This is a genomic window from Bittarella massiliensis (ex Durand et al. 2017), from assembly GCF_001486165.1.
GTDB classification, from domain to species: Bacteria; Bacillota; Clostridia; order Oscillospirales; family Ruminococcaceae; genus Bittarella; species Bittarella massiliensis.
The window spans coordinates 612136-638800 of sequence record NZ_LN908976.1 but is presented as its reverse complement, the minus strand read 5'-3'; the positions used below and the strand labels follow the sequence as shown (position 1 = coordinate 638800).

29 protein-coding genes and 1 pseudogene are annotated in these 26665 nt (G+C 54.0%); 25 read left to right on the top strand and 5 right to left on the bottom strand.

Annotation, left to right across the window (positions count from 1 at the left end; translation table 11 throughout):
- The 17 genes and pseudogenes from BN3266_RS06515 to BN3266_RS06445 all read left to right on the top strand — a co-directional run bounded on the left by BN3266_RS06515 (position 1) and on the right by BN3266_RS06445 (position 15374).
- Positions 1-222, top strand: a complete 222-nt coding sequence (locus BN3266_RS06515; RefSeq protein ID WP_059004501.1) for a Maff2 family mobile element protein — start codon at positions 1-3, stop codon at positions 220-222.
- 79 nt (positions 223-301) lie between these two features.
- Complete coding sequence (locus BN3266_RS06510) at positions 302-1156, top strand: VirB6/TrbL-like conjugal transfer protein, CD1112 family (RefSeq protein ID WP_050617401.1); 855 nt, start codon at positions 302-304, stop codon at positions 1154-1156.
- 13 nt (positions 1157-1169) lie between these two features.
- Positions 1170-2066 (top strand): radical SAM protein, encoded by an 897-nt coding sequence (locus BN3266_RS06505; RefSeq protein ID WP_059004500.1) that lies wholly within the window; start codon positions 1170-1172, stop codon positions 2064-2066.
- A gap of 4 nt (positions 2067-2070) precedes the next feature.
- Positions 2071-2457: a PrgI family protein gene (locus BN3266_RS06500; RefSeq protein WP_059004499.1), complete on the top strand. Its 387-nt coding sequence runs from the start codon at positions 2071-2073 to the stop codon at positions 2455-2457.
- A complete protein-coding gene (locus BN3266_RS06495) occupies positions 2423-4846 on the top strand; it encodes a VirB4-like conjugal transfer ATPase, CD1110 family (RefSeq protein ID WP_059004498.1) in 2424 nt (807 codons plus the stop codon). Before BN3266_RS06500 ends, BN3266_RS06495 begins: the two co-directional genes overlap by 35 nt.
- Positions 4839-5600, top strand: a complete 762-nt coding sequence (locus BN3266_RS06490) for a BRO family protein (RefSeq protein WP_059004497.1) — start codon at positions 4839-4841, stop codon at positions 5598-5600. The genes BN3266_RS06495 and BN3266_RS06490 overlap by 8 nt, the downstream gene beginning before the upstream one ends.
- Before the next feature lie 4 nt (positions 5601-5604).
- The gene (locus tag BN3266_RS06485; RefSeq protein WP_059004496.1) at positions 5605-6225 is read left to right on the top strand and encodes a hypothetical protein; all 621 of its coding nucleotides are present in this window, start codon (positions 5605-5607) and stop codon (positions 6223-6225) included.
- Positions 6218-6664 (top strand): annotated as a pseudogene (locus BN3266_RS14575) (DNA cytosine methyltransferase); the annotation flags it as partial. The gene BN3266_RS06485 and the pseudogene BN3266_RS14575, both read left to right, overlap by 8 nt.
- Before the next feature lie 109 nt (positions 6665-6773).
- Positions 6774-7085: a hypothetical protein gene (locus tag BN3266_RS14570; protein WP_438819063.1), complete on the top strand. Its 312-nt coding sequence runs from the start codon at positions 6774-6776 to the stop codon at positions 7083-7085.
- A complete protein-coding gene (locus tag BN3266_RS14565) occupies positions 7082-7240 on the top strand; it encodes a hypothetical protein (RefSeq protein WP_243423658.1) in 159 nt (52 codons plus the stop codon). The genes BN3266_RS14570 and BN3266_RS14565 overlap by 4 nt, the downstream gene beginning before the upstream one ends.
- Positions 7237-9126: a C40 family peptidase gene (locus BN3266_RS06475; protein ID WP_059004494.1), complete on the top strand. Its 1890-nt coding sequence runs from the start codon at positions 7237-7239 to the stop codon at positions 9124-9126. The genes BN3266_RS14565 and BN3266_RS06475 overlap by 4 nt, the downstream gene beginning before the upstream one ends.
- A gap of 15 nt (positions 9127-9141) precedes the next feature.
- The gene (locus tag BN3266_RS06470; RefSeq protein ID WP_059004493.1) at positions 9142-9882 is read left to right on the top strand and encodes an adenine nucleotide alpha hydrolase family protein; all 741 of its coding nucleotides are present in this window, start codon (positions 9142-9144) and stop codon (positions 9880-9882) included.
- Positions 9869-10159, top strand: coding sequence for a DUF4315 family protein (locus BN3266_RS06465; RefSeq protein ID WP_059004492.1), 291 nt, complete (start codon positions 9869-9871; stop codon positions 10157-10159). Before BN3266_RS06470 ends, BN3266_RS06465 begins: the two co-directional genes overlap by 14 nt.
- On the top strand, positions 10149-10880 hold the full coding sequence (locus BN3266_RS06460) for a DUF4366 domain-containing protein (protein ID WP_059004585.1): 732 nt from the start codon (positions 10149-10151) through the stop codon (positions 10878-10880). The genes BN3266_RS06465 and BN3266_RS06460 overlap by 11 nt, the downstream gene beginning before the upstream one ends.
- A complete protein-coding gene (locus BN3266_RS06455) occupies positions 10877-12979 on the top strand; it encodes a DNA topoisomerase 3 (protein WP_059004491.1) in 2103 nt (700 codons plus the stop codon). The genes BN3266_RS06460 and BN3266_RS06455 overlap by 4 nt, the downstream gene beginning before the upstream one ends.
- Entirely contained in the window at positions 12966-13502 is a 537-nt protein-coding gene (locus BN3266_RS06450) for a hypothetical protein (RefSeq protein ID WP_059004490.1), read from the top strand. The genes BN3266_RS06455 and BN3266_RS06450 overlap by 14 nt, the downstream gene beginning before the upstream one ends.
- Before the next feature lie 12 nt (positions 13503-13514).
- On the top strand, positions 13515-15374 hold the full coding sequence (locus BN3266_RS06445; RefSeq protein ID WP_059004489.1) for an antirestriction protein ArdA: 1860 nt from the start codon (positions 13515-13517) through the stop codon (positions 15372-15374).
- 380 nt (positions 15375-15754) lie between these two features.
- On the opposite strand, the gene BN3266_RS06440 is transcribed toward BN3266_RS06445, so the two are convergent.
- Positions 15755-15985: a helix-turn-helix domain-containing protein gene (locus BN3266_RS06440; RefSeq protein WP_059004488.1), complete on the bottom strand. Its 231-nt coding sequence runs from the start codon at positions 15983-15985 to the stop codon at positions 15755-15757.
- A 226-nt stretch (positions 15986-16211) separates the two neighbouring features.
- Here BN3266_RS06440 and BN3266_RS06435 point away from each other — a divergent pair, with 226 nt between their 5' ends.
- Positions 16212-16628, top strand: coding sequence for a hypothetical protein (locus BN3266_RS06435; protein ID WP_438819061.1), 417 nt, complete (start codon positions 16212-16214; stop codon positions 16626-16628).
- Positions 16629-16824: 196 nt separating this feature from the next.
- Here the strand turns inward: BN3266_RS06435 and BN3266_RS06430 are convergent, their stop codons facing one another.
- The 4 genes from BN3266_RS06430 to BN3266_RS06415 form a co-directional block, all read right to left on the bottom strand.
- Positions 16825-17178 carry a DUF6050 family protein gene (locus BN3266_RS06430; RefSeq protein WP_059004584.1) on the bottom strand — a complete coding sequence of 118 codons (354 nt, stop codon included), beginning with the start codon at positions 17176-17178 and terminating at the stop codon, positions 16825-16827.
- A gap of 92 nt (positions 17179-17270) precedes the next feature.
- Positions 17271-18620, bottom strand: a complete 1350-nt coding sequence (locus BN3266_RS06425) for a relaxase/mobilization nuclease domain-containing protein (protein WP_059004486.1) — start codon at positions 18618-18620, stop codon at positions 17271-17273.
- Complete coding sequence (locus BN3266_RS06420; protein ID WP_059004583.1) at positions 18581-18910, bottom strand: plasmid mobilization protein; 330 nt, start codon at positions 18908-18910, stop codon at positions 18581-18583. Before BN3266_RS06420 ends, BN3266_RS06425 begins: the two co-directional genes overlap by 40 nt.
- 240 nt (positions 18911-19150) lie before the next feature.
- On the bottom strand, positions 19151-19507 hold the full coding sequence (locus tag BN3266_RS06415) for a helix-turn-helix transcriptional regulator (RefSeq protein ID WP_002584957.1): 357 nt from the start codon (positions 19505-19507) through the stop codon (positions 19151-19153).
- A gap of 1223 nt (positions 19508-20730) precedes the next feature.
- Here BN3266_RS06415 and BN3266_RS06410 point away from each other — a divergent pair.
- The 7 genes from BN3266_RS06410 (at position 20731) to BN3266_RS06390 (ending at position 26650) form a co-directional block, all read left to right on the top strand.
- Positions 20731-21951, top strand: a complete 1221-nt coding sequence (locus BN3266_RS06410; protein ID WP_002575857.1) for an MFS transporter — start codon at positions 20731-20733, stop codon at positions 21949-21951.
- A 15-nt stretch (positions 21952-21966) separates the two neighbouring features.
- Positions 21967-22089: a cysteine-rich KTR domain-containing protein gene (locus tag BN3266_RS13205; RefSeq protein ID WP_154669005.1), complete on the top strand. Its 123-nt coding sequence runs from the start codon at positions 21967-21969 to the stop codon at positions 22087-22089.
- A 16-nt stretch (positions 22090-22105) separates the two neighbouring features.
- Positions 22106-23089, top strand: coding sequence for a 23S rRNA (adenine(2503)-C(2))-methyltransferase RlmN (gene rlmN, locus BN3266_RS13200; RefSeq protein ID WP_002584956.1), 984 nt, complete (start codon positions 22106-22108; stop codon positions 23087-23089).
- Positions 23090-23562: 473 nt separating this feature from the next.
- Positions 23563-24000: a sigma-70 family RNA polymerase sigma factor gene (locus BN3266_RS06405; protein WP_003502131.1), complete on the top strand. Its 438-nt coding sequence runs from the start codon at positions 23563-23565 to the stop codon at positions 23998-24000.
- Positions 23984-24226: a helix-turn-helix domain-containing protein gene (locus BN3266_RS06400; RefSeq protein ID WP_002604473.1), complete on the top strand. Its 243-nt coding sequence runs from the start codon at positions 23984-23986 to the stop codon at positions 24224-24226. The genes BN3266_RS06405 and BN3266_RS06400 overlap by 17 nt, the downstream gene beginning before the upstream one ends.
- Positions 24227-24702: 476 nt before the next feature.
- Complete coding sequence (locus BN3266_RS13540; protein ID WP_021858596.1) at positions 24703-24876, top strand: transposon-encoded TnpW family protein; 174 nt, start codon at positions 24703-24705, stop codon at positions 24874-24876.
- A gap of 91 nt (positions 24877-24967) precedes the next feature.
- Positions 24968-26650, top strand: a complete 1683-nt coding sequence (locus tag BN3266_RS06390) for a recombinase family protein (protein WP_021858595.1) — start codon at positions 24968-24970, stop codon at positions 26648-26650.
- Positions 26651-26665: the final 15 nt, after the last annotated feature.

Here is a 26665-nt window from a genome sequence, read left to right as displayed (position 1 = left end):
ATGGATTTCTTTACTAATGCTATTGACGTTTTGCAGACTCTGGTCATCGCTCTGGGCGGCGGCCTGTGCGTGTGGGGCGGCATCAACCTTCTGGAAGGTTACGGCCAGGACAACCCCGCCTCCAAGAGCCAGGGCATCAAGCAGCTCATGGCGGGCGGCGGCGTTGCCCTCATTGGCCTCACCCTGATCCCCCTGCTGTCCGGTCTGCTGTCCACCACCTGATGTTGCTCCAAAACCGGCGGGGGCTTTCGCTTTGCAGCGGGAGCCCCCGCAAAGGAGGTGATCTCCCTTGATATTGGATATGATCCAGGAGTGGTTCAAGGAACTGCTCATTGACGGTATCATTTCAAACCTGACCGGGATGTTTGATACCCTGAACACAAAGGTGGGCGAGATCGCCGGGGAGGTCGGCATGACGCCCGCCGCCTGGAACAGCAGCATCTTCAACATGATCCGCAACCTCTCGGAGACGGTGATCGTCCCCATCGCAGGCATCATCCTCACCTTCGTCATGTGCTACGAGCTGATCCAGCTCATCATCGAGAAAAACAACCTCCACGACTTTGACACCTGGATTTTCTTCAAGTGGATTTTCAAGACCTTCTGTGCAGTGCTGATCGTCACCAACACCTGGAACATCGTCATGGCGGTGTTCGATGTGGCGCAGAATGTGGTCAGTCAGTCGGCGGGGGTCATCATCTCGGACGCGGGTATCGACATCTCCGGTGTGGTGGGCGATCTGGAAACCCAGCTTGCCGACTGGAGCGTGGGCGCCCTGCTGGGGCTGTGGTTCCAGAGCGTGTTCGTGGGGCTGTGTACGCAGATTCTTTCTATCTGCATCTTCCTGGTGATCTACGGCAGAATGATTGAGGTGTATTTGGTCACCTCAATAGGACCCATCCCCTTTGCCACGATGGTCAACCGGGAATGGGGCTCCACGGGGCAGAATTACCTTCGCTCGCTGCTGGCCCTGGGCTTCCAGGCCTTCCTTATTATGATCTGCGTGGGCATTTATGCCGTGCTGGTGGAGGGCATCTCCACATCCGGCGACAACATATCCGCGGCCATCTGGGGCTGCATGGGCTATACGGTCCTGCTGTGTTACACCCTGTTCAAGACCGGCAGCCTTGCAAAATCCCTGTTCGGCGCCCACTAAAGGAGGCAGATATTTGAGAGTAGGCCTTATTGATGTGGACTCACATAATTTTCCCAACCTGTGCCTGATGAAGCTCTCGGAGTATCACACCAGACGCGGGGACCGGGTAGAATGGTGGGACCCTGCAAAGCAATATGACCTTGTTTATAAAAGCCGGGTATTTACAGACACCTATTCCAAAGACACCATACAGGTGAACAATGCGGATAAGGTCATCCAGGGCGGTACAGGTTACGGCCTCGGCAAAAACCTCCCGCATGAGATTGAGCATATTCGGCCGGACTATTTTCTATATCCGCGGTTTTTAGGTACAGCCTATGGCTTTTTAAGTCGTGGCTGTCCAAGGAACTGCGGATTTTGTATTGTCAGCAAAAAAGAAGGGCGCAGGAGCGTCCGGGTGGCTAATCTTTCCGAGTTTTGGAATGGTGAGGAAGAAATCAAACTGATGGACCCGAACCTGCTTGCCTGTCCCGACCATGAAAGGCTCATTGAGCAGCTAATTGAGAGCCGGGCGCTGGTGGACTTTACCCAGGGGCTCGATATTCGCCTTATCAGCCGTGATAATGTATCTCTGCTGAACAAAGTGCGGACAAAAGCGGTGCATTTTGCATGGGATAACCCGGACGAGGACCTGACGGAGTATTTCCGTCGCTTTCGTGAACTTACTTCCATAAAGAGCGACCGAAACCGCCGTGTCTATGTCCTGACCAATTACGGCAGCACCCATGAACAGGATTTGTACCGGGTAAACACCTTGCGGGCATTGGGATATGATCCCTATGTGATGATCTATGAGCGTCCCACGGCTCCACGCATTACCCGCCATCTGCAAAGATGGGTAAATAACAAACGGATTTTTCATTCCGTATCAGATTTTAAGGACTATGCGCCGATGAAAAAGGAGGTGTAAAACATTGGCTTATGTAACGATCCCGAAGGACCTGAGCCGGATACAGAGCAAGGTCCTGTTCGGGCTGACCAAACGACAAGTGATCTGTTTCGGAGCGGCGGCGCTGGTAGGCGTACCGCTTTTCTTTTTGGCAAAGGCGAGCCTGGGAACCACCACGGCGGCGCTGTGCATGATCCTGGTGATGCTGCCCTTTTTCCTGTTCGCCATGTACGAGAAGAACGGGCAGCCGCTGGAAGTGTTCCTGGGGCATCTGATCCAGAACAAATTCATCCGGCCGAAGGTACGCATCTACCAGACAAACAATCTCTATTCCGCCCTGGTGCGGCAATCCCAACTGGAACAGGAGGTGAAGCGGATTGCGAGAAAAGGCAGAAAAACCGGCAAAGCGTAAGCTCACCCGTGCCGAGCGCAAGCAGATCGAGGCGGTGATCCGGCAGGCGAAGGGCGACGGAAAAGCCCATACGGTGCAGGACAGCATCCCGTTTCAGAATATGTTCCCGGACGGTCTGTGCAGGCTGGAGGGCGGCACCTTCTCCAAGACCATTGCCTTTGAGGATGTGAATTACCGCCTGGCGGGGCCGGAGGATCAGCGGAGCATCTTTGAAAGCCTCTGCGATTTCTACAACGGCTACGACCCCTCCATCGGTGTTCAGGTCTCTTTGGACAGCCGCAGCGGAGGCAGCGCCGCCGATGAAATGTTCGGCATCCGCAGGCAGGGCAACGACCTGGACCCCATCCGGGACGAGGCGGTGGACATCCTGCGGATGCAGTACAAGCGGGGCAACAACGGCTATGTGAAAACCAAGTATGTGACCCTGACCATCGAGGCGGAGAACCTCCCTGCGGCCCGGGCGCGGTTTGCCCGCATTGAGACCGACACCCTCAACCGCTTCAAGGTCATGGGTGCGGCCGCTCATGTGCTGGATGGAAAGGAGCGGCTGGAGCTGCTTTACAACATCCTCCACCCGGAGGGCGGCCAGTTCGCCTTTGAATGGGACTGGCTCCCGGCCAGCGGCCTTTCGGTGAAGGACTTCATTTCTCCGTCCTCCTTCCACTTCGGGGAGACCCGCACCTTCCGCATCGGCAGGCGGTACGGGGCGGTGTCCTTCCTGCAAATCCTGGCGCCCGAGATGCACGACCGTATCCTCACCGACTTCATGGAGGCGGACGGAAATATCATGGTGACCATGCACATCCGGGGCATCAACCAGAACGAGGCCATCAAAATGGTCAAGCGGAAGATCACCGACCTGGACGCCATGAAGATACAGGAGCAGAAGCGGGCGGTGCGCAGCGGCTACGATATGGACATACTTCCCAGCGACTTGTCTACTTATGGCGGCGCGGCGAAAGACCTTCTCACCGACCTGCAATCCCGCAATGAGAGAATGTTCAACATGACCTTTCTGGTGCTGCACACGGCGGAGACCCGGCAAAAGCTGGAGATCGCCGTATCCCAGGCGGCCAGCGTTGCCCAGACCTACAACTGCCTTCTGTCCCGGCTGGACTTCCAGCAGGAAGATGGGCTGATGTCCTCTTTGCCCCTGGGCCTCAACCGCATCAAGATCGAACGAAGCCTCACCACTTCGGCCCTGGCGGTGTTCGTCCCCTTTGTCACCCAGGAGGTATTCATGGGAGGCGACGCCATGTACTACGGGCTCAACGCCCTCTCCAACAACATGATTCTGCTGGACCGCAAGCAATCCCGCTGTCCCAACGGCCTTGTGTTCGGCACCCCCGGCAGCGGCAAATCCATGAGCTGCAAGCGGGAGATCACCTTTATCATGCTGATGACCCAGGATAATGTCATCATCTGCGACCCGGAGGACGAGTATTCGCCCCTGGTGAAGCGATTGGGCGGTCAGGTGATCCGGCTGTCCCCGTCCAGCACCGACTATGTGAACCCTCTGGACATCAACCTCAACTACTCCGAGGAAGAAAACCCGCTGGCGCTGAAAAGTGATTTCGTGCTGTCCTTCTGTGAACTCATCATGGGTAGCAAGACCGGCCTGGAGGCCATCGAAAAGACGGTCATCGACCGGGCGGTGCAGATGATCTACCAGCCCTACTTTGCCGACCCCCGGCCGGAGAATATGCCGATTCTGGGCGATCTGATGAACGCCCTGCTGTCCCAACACATCCCGGAGGCTGACCGGGTGGCCCAGGCATTGGACCTGTATGTGAACGGTTCGCTGAACTTCTTCAACCACCGTACCACCGTGGACATCTCCAACCGCCTTGTCTGCTTTGACATCAAGGGCCTGGGCAAGAACCTGAAAAAGCCGGGGATGCTCATTGTCCAGGACGCGGTGTGGAACACCGTCACCATCAACCGTGCCATTGGACGGTCTACCTGGTATTTCGTGGACGAGTTCCACCTTCTGCTGAAGGAGGAACAGACCGCCGCGTACAGCGCCGAGATTTGGAAACGGTTCAGAAAGTGGGGCGGCATCCCCACCGGGGCGACCCAGAACCCCAAGGACCTGCTTTCCTCCCCGGAGATCGAAAATATCCTGGAGAACAGCGATTTCATCTATATGCTCAACCAGGCAGCAGGCGACCGGAAGATACTGGCGGAGCGGCTGAACATTTCATCGGAGCAGCTTGCCTATGTGACCAACTCCGAGCCGGGCCACGGGCTGCTGTTCTTCAACAATGTCATCCTGCCCTTTGCGGATGACTTCCCGAAAGACACCGAGCTCTATAAATTGCTCACCACCAAGCCCAGCGAGGTTGCACACGAAACTGTGGACGACGAAAAGGAGGACCAGAATGGATAACAAGATGGCGGTTTTCAATAACCGCGAATTTGGCAGCATCCGAGTGATCGAGCAGAACGGCAATTATCTGTTTTGCGGAAAAGATATTGCAAAAGCGCTCGGATACCAACGCACGGCTGATGCCATTTCAGCCCATTGCAAAGGGGTCTGCGTTTTACCGACCCCTTCTAATGGCGGGATTCAACAGATGAAATTCATTTCCGAGGGTGATGTGTACCGCCTGATCGTTCATAGTCGGCTGCCTGGTGCGGAACGCTTTGAAAAATGGGTGTTTGACGAAGTTCTCCCCATGATCCGCAAGACGGGCGGGTATATGACTGCCTCCCTTCTGGAGCAGGCGGCGGAAAAGCCGGAAATACTGCTGGCTTTTGCCGACCAGCTTCTTGCCGAGCATGAGAAAAACCGACAGCTCTCCGGCGAGGTGGAACGGCTGCGGCCGAAAGCAGATTTCTATGATGCCTTTGTCCATGAAGAAAACTGCACCAATATCCGGGCTACGGCGAAGGAACTGCAAATCGGGGAGCGTGCGTTTTGCCGTTTCCTGATGGACGCGGGATTTCTGTACCGCTGCCCGGCCGGATACCTTCTGCCCTATGCCAAGCCTTCCAATGACGGGTTGTTCCGTGTGAAGGACTTCTGGAAATACGGGCATTTTGGACAGCAGACCTTGATTACGCCCCAGGGGAAGAATGTGATCCGTCTGCTGCTGGATGATGGGCAAATGCGGCTGGAATGGAAGGAAAGGATGGGATAAGGATATGGAACAGGAAAAGCTGTATGTCATCGAGGAAAAGACCTATGAGGCACATATCGACGAGGAAGTGCATCTCTATGGGCTGCTTCATCAGCTTGCCTTCCTTGCCGGAAAAATCAAGGACCGGGAGGATGTCGAGGCGTTCATTGCGGCGGCGAAGCGGTACGGCCAGATCGCCGATGACAAGTTTGATGCCTGGAACATTCCCGGCCGTTACCTGGTGTTCGGCGACAAGGCGGACCTTGCCGGGATGAAGGCGCGGGAGCTGTGCGAGCTGGACGCCTTCTATGTGGAGTGCGAGGACGACGAACCCGAACCGGGCGGCGGCCGCCAGGAGGAACACTATCTGATCCCCGGCAGCGGATTCCGGCTGCTGGTGAGCGAACTGCACATGTTCCTGGTGACTTGGTACAGCATCGCCAAGTGTCTGTCGCAGGCGCAGAACGAGAAAGATTTTCTCCGACTGCAAAAGAAATACGGGAACTATGAAAAGACGCTGAACAGGCTGCGCCGCAAGCTGGGTCTTTCCGCTGACAGTAACTTTTGTCAGGATGAATTGGAGGCGGCGGTCATCAAGCGGTTCCGGGCGGAGCTGATCCCTGGGGAGCAGATCAGCCATGAATAAGCTCACTCATGTCAGCCTCTTTTCCGGCATCGGCGGGCTGGACCTGGCGGCAGAGGCGGCGGGCTTTGAAACGGTCTGTCAATGCGAGTGGGCGGACTATCCCTATTCCATCTTGCAAAAGCATTGGCCGGATGTGCCGAAATTCCGGGACATCACCACATTCACGAAGGAGGCGTTTTTTGAGAAAACAGGACTTGAAACCATCACGATTCTCTCCGGCGGATTCCCGTGCCAGCCCTTCTCCACCGCAGGAAAGCGGCGGGGCTTTGCGGATGAACGCTACCTGTGGCCGGAAATGTGCCGCATTATTACCGAACTGCGGCCCCGTTGGGTGCTTGGGGAAAATGTTGCTGGCTTCATCAATATGGGGCTCGACAAAACGATTTTTGACCTGGCAAAAGCGGGATACGCTGTTCTCCCATTCGTATTTCCGGCTTGCGGCGTCGGCGCATGGCATGAGCGCCAGCGAACTTTTATCGTCGCGGCTGATGTTTCCCACACCCCTTGCCTCCGACAAATCCACGGGGCGGGACGCTGCCAACCTGGATGTGTTCCTGTCGGACAACGGGATATTCCGCAAGCGGAACAAGGATGGGTCGATTTGGAGCCTGTCCCTGTCGGCGGCGGTGTTCTACCTGACCCCGGCGGCGTCGGAGGGCTACCGCTCCACTTTGAAACCGGCGGCCTTCCGGGACAAATCCCCGTCCTCCAACCTGTCGGCCCAGGTGATCCGGCAGGAGCAGCCCCGTTCCGAGAAAGCGGCGCTGAACCCGGACTGGGTGGAATGGCTTATGGGATTCCCCCTGAAATGGACGGACGCATCCTATGGCGTGCCGAGCCCGAAGGAGTCCCCCGCATGACCGAGGACACGGACAACCGGGCGCTGCGGCTGAAAACCCTGGGGAACGCGGTCTGCCCGCCCCAGGCCTATCCCATTTTCCAGTACATCGCCATGATCGAAACCGGGGCGTGTGTCAACATCTGCCCCTATGGAACAGGAGGTGACGCACCTTGAAAGAATGGAAAGCCCCCGAAAAGGAGGCGCAGAAGATGACCCGTGACGGGGCAGTATCCGTCAATCTGGTCACGGGCGAAACTACCTATCCCGACCACCGGGAGCCGGAGCAGGACTATTCCACATCCGGCGACGCGGCGGGCGCCGCTGGAAAAGCGGTGGACCGTGCGGAACTGCACCGGGAACAGGCAGCAGCCAAAAAGAAGCGCCGGAAACAGCGCAGGGCCTATCGGGAGGGCGAGGCGGCAGCGAGCCGCCCATCCTCCCGATTGCAGTTTTCCGAGGCAGACCATGCCAAGCCGGAGCTGCAAGGGGCCATCCGCAAATCGGACAAGGCGGCGGACCGGATGGACGCGGCAAAGGCTGCTGTTCCGTCCAAACCGCCATCCCCCCAGCATACCAATCCGCTGTCCCGCCCCATCCAGGAGGCGGGCGCCGCCATCCACGGCAAGGTCCGGGAGGTGGAGCAGGAAAATTCCGGCGTCCAGTCGGGCCACCTGGGGGAACGCAGCTTTGAGAAGGCTGTGGGCTACGGAAACCGCCGTGTCCAGAACTGGCGGGCGGAACGCAAGCTGAAACCCTGGCGGGACGCAGCAAAAGCGGAACAGGCGGCGGTCAAGGCCAATGCGGATTTCTACTATCGGAAAGCCGTGGCGGAGAACCCCCAGCTTGCATCCAATCCCATCTCCCGCCTGTGGCAGAAACGGAAGCTGCAAAAGCAATATGCGGCGGCATACCGGGCGGCGGGCAAAACCGCCCAGGCCGGGAAAACAGCGGAGGCCACGGCAAAGGCGGCCAAGAAAACCGCCCAGGAGTCCAAGCGCACCGCCCTTTTCCTGAAACGGCATTGGAAGGGTGCGCTGATCGTGGGCGGCATCGGCCTTCTGCTGGTGATGCTGCTGGGCTCCCTGCAATCCTGTTCCTCCATGTTCGGCGGCGGGGTGTCCAATATCATGGCGTCCTCCTATCTGTCCGAGGATTCCGATATGCTGGCGGCGGAAGAAGCCTACTGCGCCAAAGAGGATGAATTGCGGGAATACCTGGATACCTACGAGGCCACCCACAACTATGACGAGTATCACTTCGACCTGGACGAAATCGAGCATGACCCCTATGTGCTGATCTCCATTCTGTCGGCACTCCATGAAGGGGTGTTCACCATTGACCAGGTACAGGGCGACCTTCAAACCCTCTTTGACAAGCAATACATTCTCACCGAAACCGTGACCACGGAGACCCGCTATCGGACGGAAACAAGGACGGACAGCGAGGGCAACACCTATACGGTTCGGGTGCCCTATACCTGGACCATCTGCACCGTCACGCTGGAGAACTTCGACCTCTCCCATGTGCCGGTCTATATGATGGGCGAGGAACAGCTTTCCTTGTATGCCACCTATATGTCCACCCTGGGCAACCGCCCCGATCTGTTCCCGTCCTCCAGGTATGTGAACAAGTACATCGACAACCCTCCCACCGCCTGGGAGATTCCCGCTGAATACCTGACGGACGAGCGATTCAACACCCTCATTACCGAGGCGGAAAAATATCTGGGCTATCCCTATGTGTGGGGCGGCAGCAGCCCCAGCACCTCTTTTGATTGCAGCGGCTTCGTCAGCTATGTGCTGACCAACAGCGGCCTGTGCAATACCGGGCGGTTGGGCGCCCAGGGGCTCTACAACATTTCCACCCCGGTATCCGATCCCCAGCCCGGCGATCTGGTGTTCTTCGTGGGGACCTATGATACCAGCGGCGTGTCCCATGTGGGCATTTATGTAGGCGACGGGATGATGCTGCATTGCGGCGACCCCATCCAGTATTCCAACCTGAATACAAGCTACTGGCAGTCCCATTTCTACGCATACGGCAGACCGCCGTACAACTGATGGAGGTGATGAAGCATCAATATGGTTTCCTATGGGGGCGGCGCCAACAGCACCGCCCTTTTGATCGGGCTGCACCAGCACCGTATCCCGGTGGACCTGATCCTCTTTGCGGATACGGGGGCGGAGCATCCCCACACCTACGCCTATCTGGATGTGATGGATGACTGGCTGAAGGACCACGGGATGCCGCCTATTACCAGAGTGTATAAGACCACCCGTGACGGGAAACGGCTGACGCTGGAGGATGAATGTCTGCAAAGTTGCAGCCTACCGTCCATTGCCTACGGCTTCAAGCGGTGTTCCCTGAAACACAAGATCGGGCCGCAGGAAAAGTTCTGCAACCATTACCCGCCGTGTCAAAAGGCGTGGGCGGCGGGCAAACGGGTGGTCAAGTTCATCGGTTACGACGCGGGCGAGGGCTACCGCAGCGACAAGGTTCTGCTGGGCGACCTGGCCGACCGAAAATACAGCAAGTGGTATCCCCTGATGGAATGGGGATGGACGCGGGACGATTGCATCCGGCAGATTGAGGCGGCAGGGCTGCCCCAGCCGGGAAAATCGTCCTGTTTTTTCTGCCCCAGCATGAAACCCGACGAGATCACCGCCCTGCGGGAGCAGCATCCCGATTTGTTCCGCCGCGCCCTGGCGCTGGAGGACAACGCCCGGAAAAACCTGAAAACGGTCAAGGGCCTGGGGCGGAACTATTCCTGGAGAGAACGATTTGGAAAGGAGTTTTGCACACATGGCAACGGTTGAGAAAATCCGCAAAGACATTGAAAAAACGAAGGAGAAGATCTCCGCCCAGCAGAAGCGCCTTCGGGAACTGGAGGCGCAGCTCACCGAGGAAGAAAACCTGGAGATCGTCCGCATGGTCAAGGCGGTGCGCATGGACAACAAGGAGCTGACCGCCTTCCTGAAGGCCTACGCCAGTGGCCTTATCACCTTGCCCGATGGGATGATGGAGGCGGAGGCAGCGGCGGACCCTGACGACGCGGATGTGGAAGGAATGGAGGATGGCGAAGATGAAGCGTAACAGAGTTTTCCGACTTCTGGCGTCCCTAACGGTGGTGGTCCTGTGCATGACCGCCTTCTCCGTCACCGCCTTTGCGGGCGGTGGGGATGGCGACTACTACACGGGGGAGCCCGCCGAGACGACGCCGGAACCCACCGAGGAACCCGCCACCGGGGGCATGGAGCCGGAGGGCCAGCCCCTTACCCCGGAGGGCAATGCTACGCTGGTGGACGATTATTACGGCGACAAACAGCTTATTACCGTGACCACAAAAGCGGGAAACTATTTTTACATCCTGATCGACCGGGCCAACGAGGACAAGGAGACCGCCGTTCACTTCCTGAACCAGGTGGATGAAGCCGACCTGATGGCGTTGATGGAAGATGGACAGACGGAGGAAAAGCCCGCTGCTTGTACCTGCGCCGAGAAATGCCAGGCCGGTGCGGTGAATACCGCCTGTCCGGTCTGCGCGGTAAACATGAGCGAGTGCGCCGGGAAAGCGCCGGAGGTGGAGCCGGAGCCTGAACCGGAACCGGAGAAGGAGTCCGGCAGCGGCGGCGCCCTGGTGCTGATCCTGCTGCTGGCGGCCCTGGGCGGCGGCGGAGCCTTTGCCTACATTAAGTTCATCAAGCCCAAGCAGGGCGCAAAGGTCAGCGCCGATCCGGACGACTATGAGTTCGAGGACGAGGAATACGAAAACGAGGACATTCCTGAACAGGAAAAACAGGAGGACCAGAATTGAGCAAATTGGTGATCTGCGAAAAACCGAGTGTAGCAAAGAGCATCGCGTCGGCCCTGGGTGTCACATCCAGGGCCGATGGCTATTTTGAAGGCGGCGGCTGGCTGATTTCCTGGTGCATCGGGCATCTGGTGGGGCTGGCGGATGCGGCCACCTACGATGACCGCTACAAGAAGTGGCGGTATGAGGACCTTCCCATCCTGCCCACCCCCTTCCGCTATGTGGTGTCCGAGGAAAAGGCTGCCCAGTTCCACATTCTCTGTTCCCTGATGGAGCGCCCCAATGTTACCGAGCTGGTCAACGCCTGCGACGCGGGGCGCGAGGGTGAGCTGATCTTCCGGCTGGTCTATGAGGCTGCCGGATGTTCCAAGCCTTTCTCCCGTCTCTGGATTTCTTCGATGGAGGATGCGGCAATCCGGGAGGGCTTTGCCGACCTGCACCCCGGCGCGGACTATGACCCGCTGTATCAATCGGCGCTTTGCCGCCAAAAGGCGGACTGGCTTATTGGTATCAATGCCTCACGGCTCTTTTCGGTGTTGTATCATCGAACGTTAAATATTGGGCGGGTGCAGACGCCCACCCTGGCGATGCTGGCCGACCGGGACAGTAAGATCGTCCTGTTCCGCAAGGAGAAATACCATCATGTGCGGCTGGCGCTGGAGGGGGCCGAGGCGGTCAGCGACCGCATTGTTTCCCCGGAGGACGCCCAGGCCATCCGGGATGCCTGTGACGGGCAGCGGGCCGTGTGTGTATCCCTGGTGCGGGAGAAAAAGACGGAGAAACCGCCCAAACTGTACGACCTGACCACCTTGCAGCGGGAGGCGAACCGGGTGTTCGGTTACACGGCCAAGCAAACCCTGGACTACGCCCAATCGCTCTATGAAAAGAAGCTGCTGACCTATCCCCGCACGGACAGCCGGTATCTGACCGGCGACATGGCGGAGACCGCCTCCGTGGTTCTGCATCTGGCAGCACGGGTGACGCCCTTCGATGCCTGCCCGGAGTTTTTCCCCGATGTTCTGGCGCTGGTGAACGACAAGGAGGTATCTGACCATCACGCGATCCTGCCGACGCTGGAACTGGAGAAAGCGAACGTTCCGGGGCTGCCTGTGGGTGAGCGCAATATCCTTCTGCTGGTCTGCTGCAAGCTGCTGTGTGCGGCGGCGGAGCCTTTCGTGTATGAGGCGGTCACGGCCACCTTTGATTGCGGCGGACATACCTTCACGGCAAAAGGAAAGCAGGTGCTTTCCCAGGGCTGGCGCGCCATCCAGGAGGTGTTCCGTTCCTCCCTGAAGGAGAAGCCGGAGGATGAAGATGCCGAGGGTGTTCTTCCCGCCTTGACCGAGGGGCAGGTCTTTGAGCCGGTCTCCGCCTCCGTCACCGAGCACTTCACTTCGCCCCCCAAGCCCTACACGGAGGACACCCTTCTGTCGGCCATGGAGAATGCGGGCAAGGAAGATATGCCGGACGAGGCAGAACGCAAGGGCCTGGGCACCCCGGCGACCAGGGCGGCCATCATTGAAAAGCTGGTGTCCGGCGGGTTCGTGGAGCGCAAGGGCAAGAACCTGATCCCTACAAAGGCAGGCGTCAACCTGGTCACGGTGTTACCAGAGCTGCTGACCTCTCCCAAGCTCACAGCGGATTGGGAGCAGCGGTTGAACGAGGTGGCAAAGGGCCAGGCGTCGCCGGAGGACTTCATGGACGGGATCGAGGCAATGGCGGCGGAGCTGGTGCGGAAATACTCCCACATTTCCGAGGATGGGCAAAAGCTGTTCCAGCCGGAGAAAGAGACGGTGGGCCTCTGCCCCCGCTGCGGCAAGCCGGTCTATGAAGGTAAGAAGAATTTCGCCTGTTCGGACCGGGCCTGCCAGTTTGTCATGTGGAAGAATGACCGTTTCTGGACCAGCCGCCGCAAGGAAATGACCCGGAAGATGGCGGCCGACCTTCTGAAAAAAGGCCGCACTTCCGTCAAGGGGATGTGGTCGGAGAAGAAAGGTTCCACCTATGACGCCGTGGTGATCCTGGACGATACAGGCGGCAAGTATGTCAATTTCAAGTTGGAGTTTCCCAAACGAAAGGATGGTGTGCATGGCAAAAAGTAAAACCGAGGTCAACTTCATGGAGCATTTGAAGCCGCTGCTCCCCGCAGGTGGTGACGCAAGCGAACTGGAGGCAGCGGCCCAGGCGCTTGCCGGACTTTCCCCGGAGGACCGTGACCTCCTGGCCGCTGTCCAGGAGTCTCCCTTCCGACTGACCACCCTGGAGCAGTTCCGGGAGTTTCCCGCGAATACCGAGTATTTCATTCTGGAGCCCAACATCAGCAAGGTGGAGGATGTGGGCTGGCGCTATCTGGCGCAGCATTTGGACGTCCTTCTGCCCCCGGAGCTGCTGGACGCCATTGATCCCGTTCCCTTCGGCAATCATGCCATGCAGGAGGAACAGGGCTGCTTTACGAGCCGAGGCTATCTCACTCTCTCCGGCGACGAGTGGGAACATGAGCGCCCTAAGGAGAGGCAGACGGAGAAAAAGCCCTCCATCAAAGAACGGCTGGAACAGAGCCGGAAGGAATGTGCCAACCAGAGCAAGGCGCAGCCCCATCGGGAAAAGCCTGCGCCGGAGCGATAAGGAGGTGTCGCTATGCCCCATTATGACTATGACAAAGATTATCCCTTTGCCGCTTTCATCACCAACCTGGGCAAATACAACGAGGGCGCCCTTGTGGGCGAATGGGTGAAGTTCCCCACCACGGCGGAGGAACTGAAAAAAGTCTTTGAGCGCATCGGGATTGGGTCAAAGGACGAATTTGGGCAGACCTATGAGGAATGGTTCATCACGGACTACGACTGCTATGTGGACGGCCTCTATGACCTGCTGGGCGAGTATGCCAACCTGGATGAACTGAACTACCTGGCCTCCAAACTGGATGATATGAGCCAGGATGAATATGAGCGGTTTCAGGCGGCTATGGAGATCGGCGACCACACGGGCAGCATCCAGGAACTTATCAACCTGACGGAGAACCTGGACTGCTACGACGTTTACCCCGACATCCACGACCACGACGATCTGGGCCGGTATTACATCGAGGAACTGGACGCCATGCAGGTGCCGGAGCATCTGCGCAACTACATCGACTATGAGGCCTACGGGCGGGACATCGCCCTGGAGGAAAGCGGCCAGTTCACCGACCTGGGCTATGTGCGGGATACCGGGGACAGTTTCCATGAGTATTACGATGGCGAGCGCGGCAGCATCCCGGAGGAATACCGGGTGATGACCTTCCAGGACGACATCCCTGAAGAAGAAATTTCGGAATGGGCCATGGACCTTGCCTACGATATGGACGAGTTTTTCCGGCAGAACGATCCGCAGTATGCCGCCGAGCACCCGGAGGAACATGCGGCGAAGGAAGAAATCTACGAGAACCTTTCCGATTGCCGCATTGCCTCTCTGGAAGAAAAGCTGAAGGCGTTGGGCCAGACCCCGGAGGACTACCTTCCCTCCGAGTTGGAGAAGTTCAAGGAGGCTGTGGGCTACGAGGCATATTTGGATGTGGACCCGCAGGTGATCCGGGAGGCCATTGAAAACCCGGATCAGTCCCATGTGGACGAGATGCTGTCCTTTGCGGAGCAGGCAAACCGGGAGTATGAAGCGGAGTTGTACGGGCAGCAAGCGGCGCCCACCCCGGATGACCGAGAGACCGGCGAGACGGTGCGGACTCCCAGGGGCACCTTCCATGTGACGGATATGAGCCGGGAACAGATGGAGGCGGCTGGATACGGTTTTCACCACGAGTCCGAGGACGGAAAGTATCTCATCATGGCCAACGGCAGCCGCGCCTTTGCCATCCCCAGCGGAGACGCACCCGAACATACCGCGCCGGAGAAGTTGACTGTCCTGGTGGTGGAGCCCATGAAGGAACCCTATGTGAAGGAAATCGACCCCGGCCTCCATGCGCTGCAAGCGGAGGTGGGCGGCGACATTGCCGCCTCCTATCCCTTTGACGATCCGGTGGGGCTGGTGCTGAACGACGAGGGCAAGCTCATCGGTCTGGACCTGAACCGCTCTCTCCGGGACGAGCATGGGGAGATTTACGACATTGTGGCAGGCACCTTCTTGGTGGTGGGCCTGGGGCCGGAGAGTTTTGCGTCCCTGCCCCCGGACATGATCCAGAAATACACCGAGCAATTCAAGCGGCCGGAGCTGTTCGCCAGCATCAACGGGCAGATCGTATCCGTTCCCGTGGAGCCGGAAAACCCGCTGCGCACGGCGGAAATGACCCTGGAGGATGACTACGGCATGATCGACGGGATCATCAACAACGGCCGCCGTGGTGAGGAATTGGAGAAAGCCCAGACCGAGGCGCGCAGGACCACGCCGGAGAAAAAGCCTTCCATCCGGGAGCGACTGGAGGACGCAAAACGGGAGTGCGCGGAACGGAAAAGCCCGGACAAGCCTGCCCCGCAGAAGAAGCCCCCGGAGCTGGGCGACTTATGAGCCGGAGCAAGAAATGGCGTCTGGAATGGGCGTTCTTCCTGGGCGAGAACGGCAGACGCCAGTATAACAAGCTATGCAAGGGCTGTGTCCATCCCTGCAAGCAGAGTTTCCGGGCGGTGGTGTTGTCCTGTCCGCACTATCTTTCCCTCCGTTCCAAAAAGTGCGGGAATTAGGGTTCAAAACAGTCAAAGAAACCGGCTGTGACGGCTTTTCCGTGTAGGGGCAGTATGATTTCCCATGTGGAGCGGCAGGGCGTTTCTGCATAGGAAAAACGCCGGATTTTCACCTTTTATCAAGCAAAATGGGAGCGTCAACATCGGATGCAGTTATCCGAGGTTGGCGCTCCCATTCTTTTTTTGTTCTGGCTGCGTCGCAGTCGATCAGTCATCCTCTAACAGCTTGGAGGGCGGGATTTTCAGCACTTGGGCGATCTTGAACAATGTTTCAAGAGATACGCCACGAACCGTACCTGTTCCTTCTACCTGACCAACGAAGTTGACACTTTTCCCGATCCTCTCCGCAAGGACCTCCTGTGTCATCCCCGCCTTTTTTCTGTAATATGCGATCTTCAAGCCCAAAGTGATATAGCGTTCTGGAAACTCCGTTTGCATAATATCACCTCCTGATATTATGCTACCAACAAAACAGGTAAATTATAATTGAAACCAATTAGAGGATTATTTACTTTAAGTCAATGATTGTATATAATGAGAAGTAGATTATTTACTTTGTTGGAGAGGCTGGCTTGAAAATGGCGAAGATAGAACCGTGAACATATTTACCGTTAGTTTTTTTGGACACAGGATCATTCCGGAGTTTCGTGAGGCGGAGGATCGTGTGGAGGCGCTGGTTCATGCGCTGCTTTTGGAAAAGGAGTATGTGGAGTTCCTGGTCGGACGGGACGGAGATTTTGACCAGATCGTTTCCTCCGCTGTCAAACGCCAGAAGCGGATTGTACGGGATGACAACAGTTCCTTGATTTGGATACTGCCATATCCCACGGCGGAGTTACACAACAATACGGAAAACTTTGAAGCCTATTATGATGAAATCGAAATATGCGGCAGCGCGGCCAGCAGTCACCCGAAAGGTGCTTTTCAAATTCGCAACCGGCAGATGGTGAAGCGAAGCGATCTCGTTGTATTCTATGTGGACCATACAGGCGGCGGAGCTTATCAGACCATGCGCTATGCGCAGAAAGAAAAAAAGAATATACTAAATCTTGCTGGGGAAGGATACGGAGAAAAAGAATGAGCGCCATCATCTTTCGGTGATGGCGCTCATTTTCAGCAGCAGTAGTAGGTGCTGTGGGAATGTGTGTAAACGGTCAAAGGGGCGGAGCTGTGGGAAACAATGTTTGCGGGCTGTGGGAAAGCTGACAGCTTTTCCATCGAGCCGTGAATATTTGTTTTCCATCGGTGAAGCGGCCGTTTTCCACATTTCCATAGTGCTATTCTGGAATATAGGAAGTCCCTCTTGTTATGAACAGTCGATAGATGGTCAAGGGAATATACCAGGCAGCCACCAGCAGTCGCCAGACCAGGACGAAACCGCCGATCACTCCGCCAATAATAAAGTTCAGCAGAAACAACGGAAGGGCGGTTCCCAAAGAGCCGCCGGGCACGATCCAGGCAAACATCCGTGGGATACCAAAAGGCAGGCCGCAAAGGATGAACAGCCATACATAGTCGGTGACTCCATCTTTTGTGCAGGCGGATTTGAAAATGCAGTACAGCAAAGCCGCCACCGCCACGGGCAGCACGCTCTTTTTGAAAAACTCTTTGATTACTTCGGATTTCGTCACAGTCAGCACCTCCATTCCTGGTTCCATTATATCAGCCGGATAACCATGCGCCCAGGGGTTTTGCAAAGACTGTAAAAAGCGCCCAATCCCCGTTACTCCAAGTCGTTGCTCCGCTGCCGCTGCTGTTCCTGTTCCTTCGGCCTTTCCAGTAGGGCGTCCACATTCTGGCGGAGGGTGTCATACTCCTTTTCCTCCCGCCGTATCTTCCGAAGTTCCGTTTGCAGGGCGGTCTTGCGGGCGGAGAGTCCGTCCAATTCTGCTTTCAGCTTTTCGGAGGAAGGAAGTTTGGTGAGCCCGGCCTTTTTGATTTCCCTGGCTGCCGCCTCGAATAAGATAATCTCGCTCTCAAAGCCGCGCAGGAATTTTTCCTTGTCCTTTGATGCCTTGTATCGGTCATAGACAGGTTTCAGCTTGCGATAAGTGTCAAGCTGCTTTCCCAGGAGGGCAAGGTCGGCGATCCGCTGTTCCGTATCCCGCAGGCTCTCCCTGGTACGGATGGAGGCGGCGGCAACGGCGTCGCACCGTTCCACCAATTCCTCATAGCTGCCGATGCCGTGTTCGGTGAGAAAGTTCATGGTGGCGGCCGCACGTTTCAGATTCTCGATGGTCGCCCACCGCTGGTATCCGGCGCTCTGCTGGGCCTTGATATTGTTCTGAATGTCAATGAGCAGGCTGACCTTCCTGCTGCGCTGCTGGGGCTGTCTGGAGGGGCGGAGGCCTCCGGCAATGCGGGAGACAACGGCTTCTTCCGTGTAATCGGCGCCCAGGGTTTTGAGCCGGGTAAACCTCTCCTGGTCCGGCGCCCTGGCGGAGATATACTTTCCCCACTTGATTTCGTATCCTTCCCGCTGCAACCGGGCAAGCAAATCTTCCAGGCTGGAGGATACGGGGATCAGCCGGTCGATGGCGGCTTTCAGCTTTGCCTTGTAGCTGGTGCCGTTCTGTGCGGCCTGATGCTCAATGTAGCTCTTACCCTTATCCCGGCCAGGGACGATGACGGACAAGCCGTGTTCTTTGCACAGCCGGTCACTGGCCCGGCGTATCTCGTGATAGCTGCGCTTGTTGGAATGGTAGTGCTTGTGGTCGGTGAAGCTGACCGCATTGAAAATCAGGTGATTATGGACGTGATCCTTGTCAATGTGGGTGGTGAGGACAAATTCATATTTGCCGCCCAGGACCTCCCGCGCCAGTTCCATGCCGATCCGGTGGGCTTCCTCTGGCGACACCTCTCCAGGCTCAAAGGCTTGGATCAGGTGGCGCCCCAGGTGAGTGCCCTTGTCGATAGCATGGCGGCGTGTCCAGCCAAACTCAATGTCGGCGGTCTCGGCGGCGCAGCCAAAAGCGGACACCAGCAGCTTTCCGTCCGTCTTGTCGGGATTGCAGATATAATCAATGGCCGCTTTCAGCGTTGACTTAATAGGATGCGTCTTTGTAACTGCCATATCTGATCCAGCCTTTCCCGGATTTCCTCCATGTCGGCCTGATAGGTGGGGCCACCGGCGTTGACCCGCTTGGCGATTTGGTTAATGTTCCGGCCAATGGCGGACAGGAGCTTGTTCATCTCCTTAATGTCCCTGGTGTCCACATAGATGATATATCCGTCAATCGCCATCTTCCGCAGATAGGCGCCGATGCGCTTTGTCTGGAGCTGGGCCATCTTTTGTTCCATCAGTTCCTTTTCCTCGGCGGTCACATAGAACTTCACCTGGATATTTCGTTTTCGGTTTGCCATCGTGGTATCTCGCCTCTTTTCGTATCAGGGTTTGGGATGTTCCCAACAAGCATTTTTCGGGTTTAGGGGGAGGGTTCCCTAAAGCCAAAAATCGCAAGCGGGTACTCGCTTGCTGTGCTTGCTATCTACTCCATACCCCCACCGAAAGGCGGTATTTGTTGCGCGTTCCTTTGATTTTGGACGCAAAAAAAGATTGCAGCCGCCATGCGCTGCAATCTCCCGATTTCTCATATTGTGAGGTTAATCCTCTGCTTTTTCGACTTCCGTTATCTCCCTTGCTGTTGCGGTTACAATCCGTATGCCTTTATCGCTCATACCGTCCAGCAGCGCGTCAAGCTGCCGCCGCCCGGTGGATTTCTCCGCATTGCTGTTCGGGAAGAAAAATTGATCTACCGAAATATGATACCGGGTTACAAGGTCATAGAATACCTGTAAACTCGGCTGTTGTCCCTTGTTCTCGATATTCGCAAGGTAGCGCGGGGAAATATATAACTCGTCGCTTACCTTTTTGCGGCTCTCGCCGTATTCATTTCTCGCGGCTTTTATAGCTGCCCCGAAAGCCTTAAAGTCGTACAATGGTACGGGTCTTTTTGCCATTTTCATTCACCCTGTTACATTTTACAGTTCACCTTTCTTTTTGGATATGTCCACACAATTCATATCATTAGGTTAAATACTTCCTGTTGTGTATTGACAGTAGACTGATTTTCTGATAAAATAAAATTTATGTAAAAGGAGGCGGCGTTTATGTTGCATAGCATGCGTATTAGGTCAGTTTACAAGGAACTACACGCAGACCGTGAAACGGGCTGCTGACAACAAACGGCGCTATGCTCCCGGCTGGGTGCATAGCACCTGTTTGTTGCGGGGGTTTCCAAAGGGGGCAGCGCCCCATTTGGCACACGACTTTGCGGAGCAAAGTGTAGTGTGTTATACGCTCTGTCGGCGTTGCCCTGAAAATACCGTTGCCGCCGGGGAGGGCAAGGGCATTTGACGCGGCAGGAAAGCAGGGCTTTGTTTGGGGCTGGTAAGCCGGAAACAAAGGGCTGATTTCAGCAGCAGACAGGGCGTATTATGAAAGCCCCCGTCCCTCGTCCTCCGCCCCCGGCCTATGGGACAAAAAGTCCCAAAGCTCTGGACACCGTGACCAGATGTGTGGCCACACTCCGGGAAAAGTAGCAGGACGGCAGGAAACCGTCAAGGCTGAAATGAATGGGCTGACGCCCGGCCTTGACCGTTCCCCGCCGCCCCGCTGGATGGGTGGACAAGGTGGCCAATCCCTAAAAGTGTTTGGCCGCACTCGTTCATTTTGGGGCCTTTCTTCTCCCAAAATTGAAATGGGCGGGAAAGCCCTAAAATGGCTTTCCCGCCTTGATTACCCATTAGCAAAGACGGGCGAGACTGTCAACGGCGGCGCTGAAAGCGCCGTTCATCTTGACCGTTGACTGGCTCGCCTGGCTTTGCTACTGCCCGTAAGAGATGGAAAAACAAGATGGAAAACAAGGTTAAAAATGGTTGACAAGTCTATCGGATGTGTGTTATACTGTGCGACAGTTTGAGATTGGAAGGAGGCTTACGTGTGTTAATTTGTGTACGCTAATAAGCAATAAAAAGTAGAAGTACCTTTCCACATGATGGTGGGCTTTTTTTGCGTGCGTATGCAAAGGAACACGTAGGTTTGACACGAGCAGTCTTTGAACTGTATCGTGGTGTTTTTTCGTGCTTTGTTGTTATGCAGGCGTCTGCCCTCTCTGTGGGACAACGCCTGCTTTTTATTGCAGAAACAAAGGAACAATGCAATAAAAAAGGAGGTTCGCATTATGACCCAAAACAACAATTCATGGAGAAAAACTTATTTTACACTTCTTGCCGGACAAGCAATATCCTTTATTAGCAGCGGTATTTTGCAAATGGCCATTATCTTTTATTTGGTTGCGAAAACTAATTCTGCAATCATATTGACGGCGGCAACACTGATTGGATTTTTGCCGCAAGCCTGTTTAGGCCCGTTTGCAGGTGCTTTTGTTGACCGGCACAGCCGTAAAAGCGTAATGATTGGTGCGGATTTGATAATTGCCGCCGCTGGCGGTATTCTGGCGCTGGTGGCGTTTTACATGGAATTGCCCGTATGGTCTATTATGGTTGTCCTGTTAATCCGAAGTGCGGGAACTGCTTTTCATTCTCCAGCATTCAGCGCAGCAACACCTATGATTGTGCCAAAAGAGGAACTTACAAAATGCGCTGGTTACACGCAGACCATGCAAGCAGTAAGTGCGATTATCAGTCCAGCTGCCGCAGCGTTTTTATATGCTGTTTGGCCTCTTAATGCAATTATATTGTTAGATATTGTGGGTGCAATCCTTGCCTGTGTGACTGTTGCGATTTCGTCCATACCAACGCCTGAACTATGTCCAGAAACGAAAAGACAACAGTTTTTACAGGATATGAAAGAGGGGTATGTGGTATTAAAGCAAAACAGGGGCCTCTTTGCTCTGCTCTGGATTGGTGTAATTTATATGTTCTTTTATATGCCAATCAGTACGCTTTTTCCTCTCATCTGTATGTCATACTTCAAAGGAACACCGGCCCATGCCTCTGCCGCTGAAATTGCTTTTGCGGTTGGTATGCTGCTTGGCGGAGTCATTCTGAGCATTTGGGGCGGTTTTAAGAAACGGCGGTACACCATCGGTCTTTCCGTTCTCCTGATGGGCGTTAGCAATATGCTCTCCGGGCTTTTGCCGCCAGACGCATTTCTTGTCTTTGTTGTGTGCTGTACTGTTATGGGAATTTCCGCTCCATTTTACGGTGTGCAAGATGCGATTTTTCAAGAAACGGTCAAACCAGAATATCTGGGGAGAGTTTTTTCTCTACTGACAAGCGCCGCTTCCCTCGCCATGCCGTTTGGCCTTGTCATTTCCGGGCCTCTGGCGGAGCGGCTGGGAGTTGAGAAATGGTTTGTCATTTGCGGAATTGGCATTATCATCGTTGCGCTTGCCGTATTTTTACTACCCGGTTTGAGAGAGATTGACAATACGCAATAATCAACTGCACCTTAGATAAGCATTGAAAAAAAGGATTTTCCTCTTTTCTGCCCTAAATGCAAATTGACGCATATCATTGATGTAGAAAAATTAGAGATTGTAATCAAAAATACAGAAAAACAAACTTTTATTATTTAGAAGAAAGGATATAAAAATGAAACGTTTACCTAAATATACGCCTGCGGAAGTACGGAATGATCCATACGGATTTACTTACAAAGAAATGTCGGAAGTTATTGGCGAGAATGAAGCAAAAGCCTTATATGAAGAATTATATAAGCAATTACCACGCAAAAAAAATCTATCAATGTTGGTAAAAAATATTTGCAAAAGCAGTGATACTGAAAAGTATGTTTACGAACTGAAAGACAACAAATACATTGAAACGGTTTTTATCAAGCGGCGAGATGGTGGAACTGTTTGCGTGAGCACACAAGTCGGTTGTCCTGTTGGTTGTATTTTTTGTGAGTCCGGGCGAAATGGCTTTGTTCGTAATCTAACATCGTCAGAAATCGTACAACAGATTATATTGTTGCGTCGAAAAGTAAACCGTATCGTTTTTATGGGTATGGGAGAGCCTTTATTCAATTATGACAACTTGATAAAAGCAATCCATATTCTCCGAGATAGATATGGGCTCAACTTTCCAACCGACGGCATTACCATATCAACAGTTGGTCCGGTCGATCAATTAAAAAAATTGCGCGAGGAACATCTTAAAATTCAGTTGACAATATCTTTACACGCAGCAACACAATCTGCAAGAAATCGTATTATTCCTCACATGCGCATATATGCTATTGAAGATGTTGTTAAGCAAGCCTTATCCTATTCTGAAAGGCATAATCGCAAAATTGTCTTTGCGTATTTGCTTTTACCGGGTATAAATGACCGGCCCTCAGATGTAAGACAACTTGCAAAATGGTTTCGGGGCAAAAAAGTTATGATTAACGTGTTACAATACAACCCAACAAGCAATTCAAGAATTAAAGCACCACAGAAACGGGAAATAGTTGCATTCAAACATCAATTAGAGCAAGCAGGACTTGAAGTTACTATGAGAGTTTCTCATGGCAGAGAGATTAACGCGGCTTGTGGACAGTTAGCTAACACATATAATAAATTCAAAAAAAAATGATTAAAAGTGCCAGACGCATAGACGCAGAGCCGATAACGCATTAGGTCAAAAAACCTATGTGTTATCGGCTTTTTTATTTAATATTGCGCAAAAGCCGCTGTTCCCTATTATAGAATGGATTGCGGGTAGTGTATTAAAGTCGCCCTTTTTTAAGGATACGGCGGTATCGGGGAGGTATCGCCGTGTCCATTTTTATTTACTGTAACCCGCCTAATGCTTTGCGGTCAAAAAAAGCTATGCTCCGCAAGCGGGATATTCCGGCTATGAGTATGAACTGTCAATACATCTAAATACTTCTTACATTTCCTTTGCGCTCGTCCGCGTCTTGCGGACGGGCGCATTTTGCTTTTTTCAACTTTTTTCTGAAAAACGCACTCAAGAGCCATCTCCCGAACGGGTACGGAGCGAAAGGGGCAGAGAGGACAAGCCCTTAACTCCCGTCCTCTACTCCACGCGGGAAGGAGGTGAACTCTATGGAGCTATCTTCTTCCGACAAGGAAAGAATACAACATCAGTACGACGCATTAGCAAAGAAAACTTTGGTTGGCGAAGCGAAAAGCCACCGCCGCACTCTTGCGAAACGCGCAGCACGCGAAGTACCTTTTTCGGATTTGAGCGAAAGCGAACTCGCGCAGCTTTTCACAACGGACGAATACAAAAGCGATTATTTCCGTTTTCAAGTGTCCGGCTTTGATGTACTCGTCAAAAATGAACTGCTTGCCGAAGCCCTTAACGCTTTGCCCGAAAGGAAACGCGACATTATCCTTTTGTCCTACTTCTTGGACATGAGCGACGCGGAAATTGCTGAACTGCTGAATGTTGTACGCACGACGGTTTTCCGGCACAGGAAATCCGCGCTTGCGAAAATCAAACAGTATTTGGAGGGAAAAGCAGATGATGAATACCGTTAGGAAATCTGAAAATCTGTTGCCGTTCCCTGTCATTTCCGCAGCGGCAAACGGCGACACAACCGCCATGTGCGCGATCTTGAAGCATTACGAGGGTTACATAGCGAAACTTTGTACCCGCACGCTGAAAGACGACGCGGGCAATACCTATTCCTATGTGGACGAGGAAATGCGTAACAGGCTGCAAGTGCGCCTTATTACCCGCACCCTTGCTTTTCATGTAGGATAATCTTTTAGCCCATGCGGGGAGCATGTCCCCTTTCCATGCTTCCCGTTATGGGCTATTTGTCGTTCCGTAAAAGCATATCGGAAACGATGTGTTTTTACAGGCCGACAAAGCCTTTATTGTTCTTTGACAAAGAAAGCCCGGCGGGAGGCCTCCGGCGCAGTATAAGGCAGACGGATACGATCTGTCTGCGTTGAGCCGGTCGGCCGGTGCGCCATGACCCTGTTGCAAGTCCGCAGGACGGGACCCCTACCAAACAGGAGAGCGACAAACATCAGGCCGCAAAACAGGTGTGGCAGCCTGTGGGCGAGGACGCGCAGGCAGGATAATGAGACTCCCGCGTTGAACGCCCTCAAAGCATTGCGCGGCACACCCATCAGCATGGGCCGGGGTGAGATTCCCGTGGAGCTGCGGCCAGCAGCCATCCGTTTTCTGCCTCTTTTATAGCTTTAATGAAATGGCATGAAAGGGGCTTTATCATGCAGAAAAATCAATCTGAAAATAAATATGCCCCGCCTATGCGGAGCAAAAAGAAGATCGGCAACACGACCTTTATCGTCAATTCCTTTTTCCCTCAAACGGGAAATCAGACGATAGCCTCCAAACTGGAGAACCTGATAAAAGCCGATATTCAGAAACAAACTGTGACTTGAAAACCTCCTAACAGGCAGACAGGGAAAAGAAAGCGCGGTATAATGAAGTTGGACTTCAATATCGTGTTTGACTGCCGGATAGGAGGTATTTATGTATTATCAGTCAAACACCGCTGCCGCGCTTCAATTCCCTTACACGGCTATGAGCTCCGAAGAACTTACAGCTTTGTATTGTCGCTTATCCCGTGATGATGAATTGCAGGGTGACAGCAATAGCATTGTAAACCAGAAAAAAATCCTGGAAAAATATGCCCGTGAGCATGGATACAGCAATTTCAAATTCTATGTTGATGATGGCATCTCAGGTACGACCTTCAACCGCCCAGGCTTTCAGCAGATGATTGCAGACATTGAGGCTGGCCTTGTCAAGAGGGTCATCATCAAGGATATGTCACGTTTCGGACGTGATTATCTGCAAGTCGGCATATATACGGAAATCATGTTTCCCGAACATGATATTCACTTTATTGCGGTGAATGATGGTGTGGACAGCACTCAGGGTGACAACGAGTTTACGCCCTTCCGCAATATCATCAATGAATGGTACGCCAAAGACACCAGCAAAAAAATCCGTGCCGTTATGAAAGTGAAAGGCAATGCAGGAGAACATTTGACTGTTTTGCCTCCGTATGGATACATGAAATCGTCTGATGACAAAAAGCAATGGGTGAAGGATGAAGAAGCCGCCCAGGTAGTTTATGAAATTGGTCTCTATATCATGGATGGTTTGGGACCCTCGCAGATTGCAAGAAAACTGACGGAAAGAAAAATTCTTACTCCGGCTGCTTACTATGCGAGCAAGGGCAGAACAACCAATGTCACAAAGAAAGGTTCTCCTTACGCTTGGGATTCTTCTACGATTGCCGACATCATGGACCGCTGGCGTGAATACCTGGGGCACACAGTTAATTTCAAAACCCGTAAAAAATCCTACAAGAGTAAAAAGACCTTGCACAATCCTGAAAGCGAATGGAAGATTTTTGAGAATACCCACGAAGCCATCTGGACGGAGGCGATTGCCGATGCAGCAAGGCTCGCAAGGCAATCGCGGCGCCGCCCTACAAAGATGGGAGAAATGGGAATGTTCTCCGGCATGATGTTCTGTGCCGATTGCGGCTCCATCATGTACCAATGCAGGGCAACCAATTTCCGGCGCGATCAGGAATATTACCTGTGTTCCGGCTATCGGAAAAGCCGTGATGTATGTGGGCAGACACATTCTATCCGAACTGTTATCCTGGAAGAATTAGTTCTGCAAAATCTGCGCGAGATTGTTTCCTTCGCATCACAGCGCAAAGACGATTTTGTGAAGATGGTCATGGATGCGGATATGCGCCAGCGTAACCGAGGTTTGGCAAAACGGCAGAAAACATTGGTCTATGCCGAAAAGCGGATCGCAGAACTGGATACCATCTTCAAGCGTCTTTATGAAGATACCATTTCTGGAAAACTTTCTGACGAGCGTTTTCAAAAGCTCTCCGTCGGCTACGAGCAAGAGCAGCATCAGCTTCAAGAGGTAGCGGCTACCCTTCGTGGTGAAATCGAGGCGGAGGAACGCAAAAGCGCCAATGTGGAAAGGTTTCTCTCCGTTGTCGAACGGTATACGGAAATTCCCGAATTGACTCCGTGTATCTTGCATGAGTTTATCGAGAAGATTGTTGTCCATGCTGCCAGCGATTCGAAGGGCAAGAACCGTACCCAGGAAATTGACATCTACTATAAGGGCATTGGGGCCCTGGAAGTATCCAAAGTCACTTCATCAAGGCAAGAATGAGAAAAACGGCATAGC

What these genes read in the sequence shown, in the direction of transcription:
- BN3266_RS06515 (WP_059004501.1), top strand. Translation starts at nt 1, where the DNA reads ATGGATTTCTTTACTAATGCTATTGACGTTTTGCAGACTCTGGTCATC.
- BN3266_RS06510 (WP_050617401.1), top strand. Translation starts at nt 302, where the DNA reads ATGATCCAGGAGTGGTTCAAGGAACTGCTCATTGACGGTATCATTTCA.
- BN3266_RS06490 (WP_059004497.1), top strand. Translation starts at nt 4,839, where the DNA reads ATGGATAACAAGATGGCGGTTTTCAATAACCGCGAATTTGGCAGCATC.
- BN3266_RS06485 (WP_059004496.1), top strand. Translation starts at nt 5,605, where the DNA reads ATGGAACAGGAAAAGCTGTATGTCATCGAGGAAAAGACCTATGAGGCA.
- BN3266_RS14565 (WP_243423658.1), top strand. Translation starts at nt 7,082, where the DNA reads ATGACCGAGGACACGGACAACCGGGCGCTGCGGCTGAAAACCCTGGGG.
- BN3266_RS06465 (WP_059004492.1), top strand. Translation starts at nt 9,869, where the DNA reads ATGGCAACGGTTGAGAAAATCCGCAAAGACATTGAAAAAACGAAGGAG.
- BN3266_RS06460 (WP_059004585.1), top strand. Translation starts at nt 10,149, where the DNA reads ATGAAGCGTAACAGAGTTTTCCGACTTCTGGCGTCCCTAACGGTGGTG.
- BN3266_RS06450 (WP_059004490.1), top strand. Translation starts at nt 12,966, where the DNA reads ATGGCAAAAAGTAAAACCGAGGTCAACTTCATGGAGCATTTGAAGCCG.
- BN3266_RS06445 (WP_059004489.1), top strand. Translation starts at nt 13,515, where the DNA reads ATGCCCCATTATGACTATGACAAAGATTATCCCTTTGCCGCTTTCATC.
- BN3266_RS06440 (WP_059004488.1), bottom strand. Translation starts at nt 15,985, where the DNA reads ATGCAAACGGAGTTTCCAGAACGCTATATCACTTTGGGCTTGAAGATC.
- BN3266_RS06425 (WP_059004486.1), bottom strand. Translation starts at nt 18,620, where the DNA reads ATGGCAGTTACAAAGACGCATCCTATTAAGTCAACGCTGAAAGCGGCC.
- BN3266_RS06420 (WP_059004583.1), bottom strand. Translation starts at nt 18,910, where the DNA reads ATGGCAAACCGAAAACGAAATATCCAGGTGAAGTTCTATGTGACCGCC.
- BN3266_RS06415 (WP_002584957.1), bottom strand. Translation starts at nt 19,507, where the DNA reads ATGGCAAAAAGACCCGTACCATTGTACGACTTTAAGGCTTTCGGGGCA.
- BN3266_RS06410 (WP_002575857.1), top strand. Translation starts at nt 20,731, where the DNA reads ATGACCCAAAACAACAATTCATGGAGAAAAACTTATTTTACACTTCTT.
- rlmN (WP_002584956.1), top strand. Translation starts at nt 22,106, where the DNA reads ATGAAACGTTTACCTAAATATACGCCTGCGGAAGTACGGAATGATCCA.
- BN3266_RS06405 (WP_003502131.1), top strand. Translation starts at nt 23,563, where the DNA reads ATGGAGCTATCTTCTTCCGACAAGGAAAGAATACAACATCAGTACGAC.
- BN3266_RS06400 (WP_002604473.1), top strand. Translation starts at nt 23,984, where the DNA reads ATGATGAATACCGTTAGGAAATCTGAAAATCTGTTGCCGTTCCCTGTC.
- BN3266_RS13540 (WP_021858596.1), top strand. Translation starts at nt 24,703, where the DNA reads ATGCAGAAAAATCAATCTGAAAATAAATATGCCCCGCCTATGCGGAGC.
- BN3266_RS06390 (WP_021858595.1), top strand. Translation starts at nt 24,968, where the DNA reads ATGTATTATCAGTCAAACACCGCTGCCGCGCTTCAATTCCCTTACACG.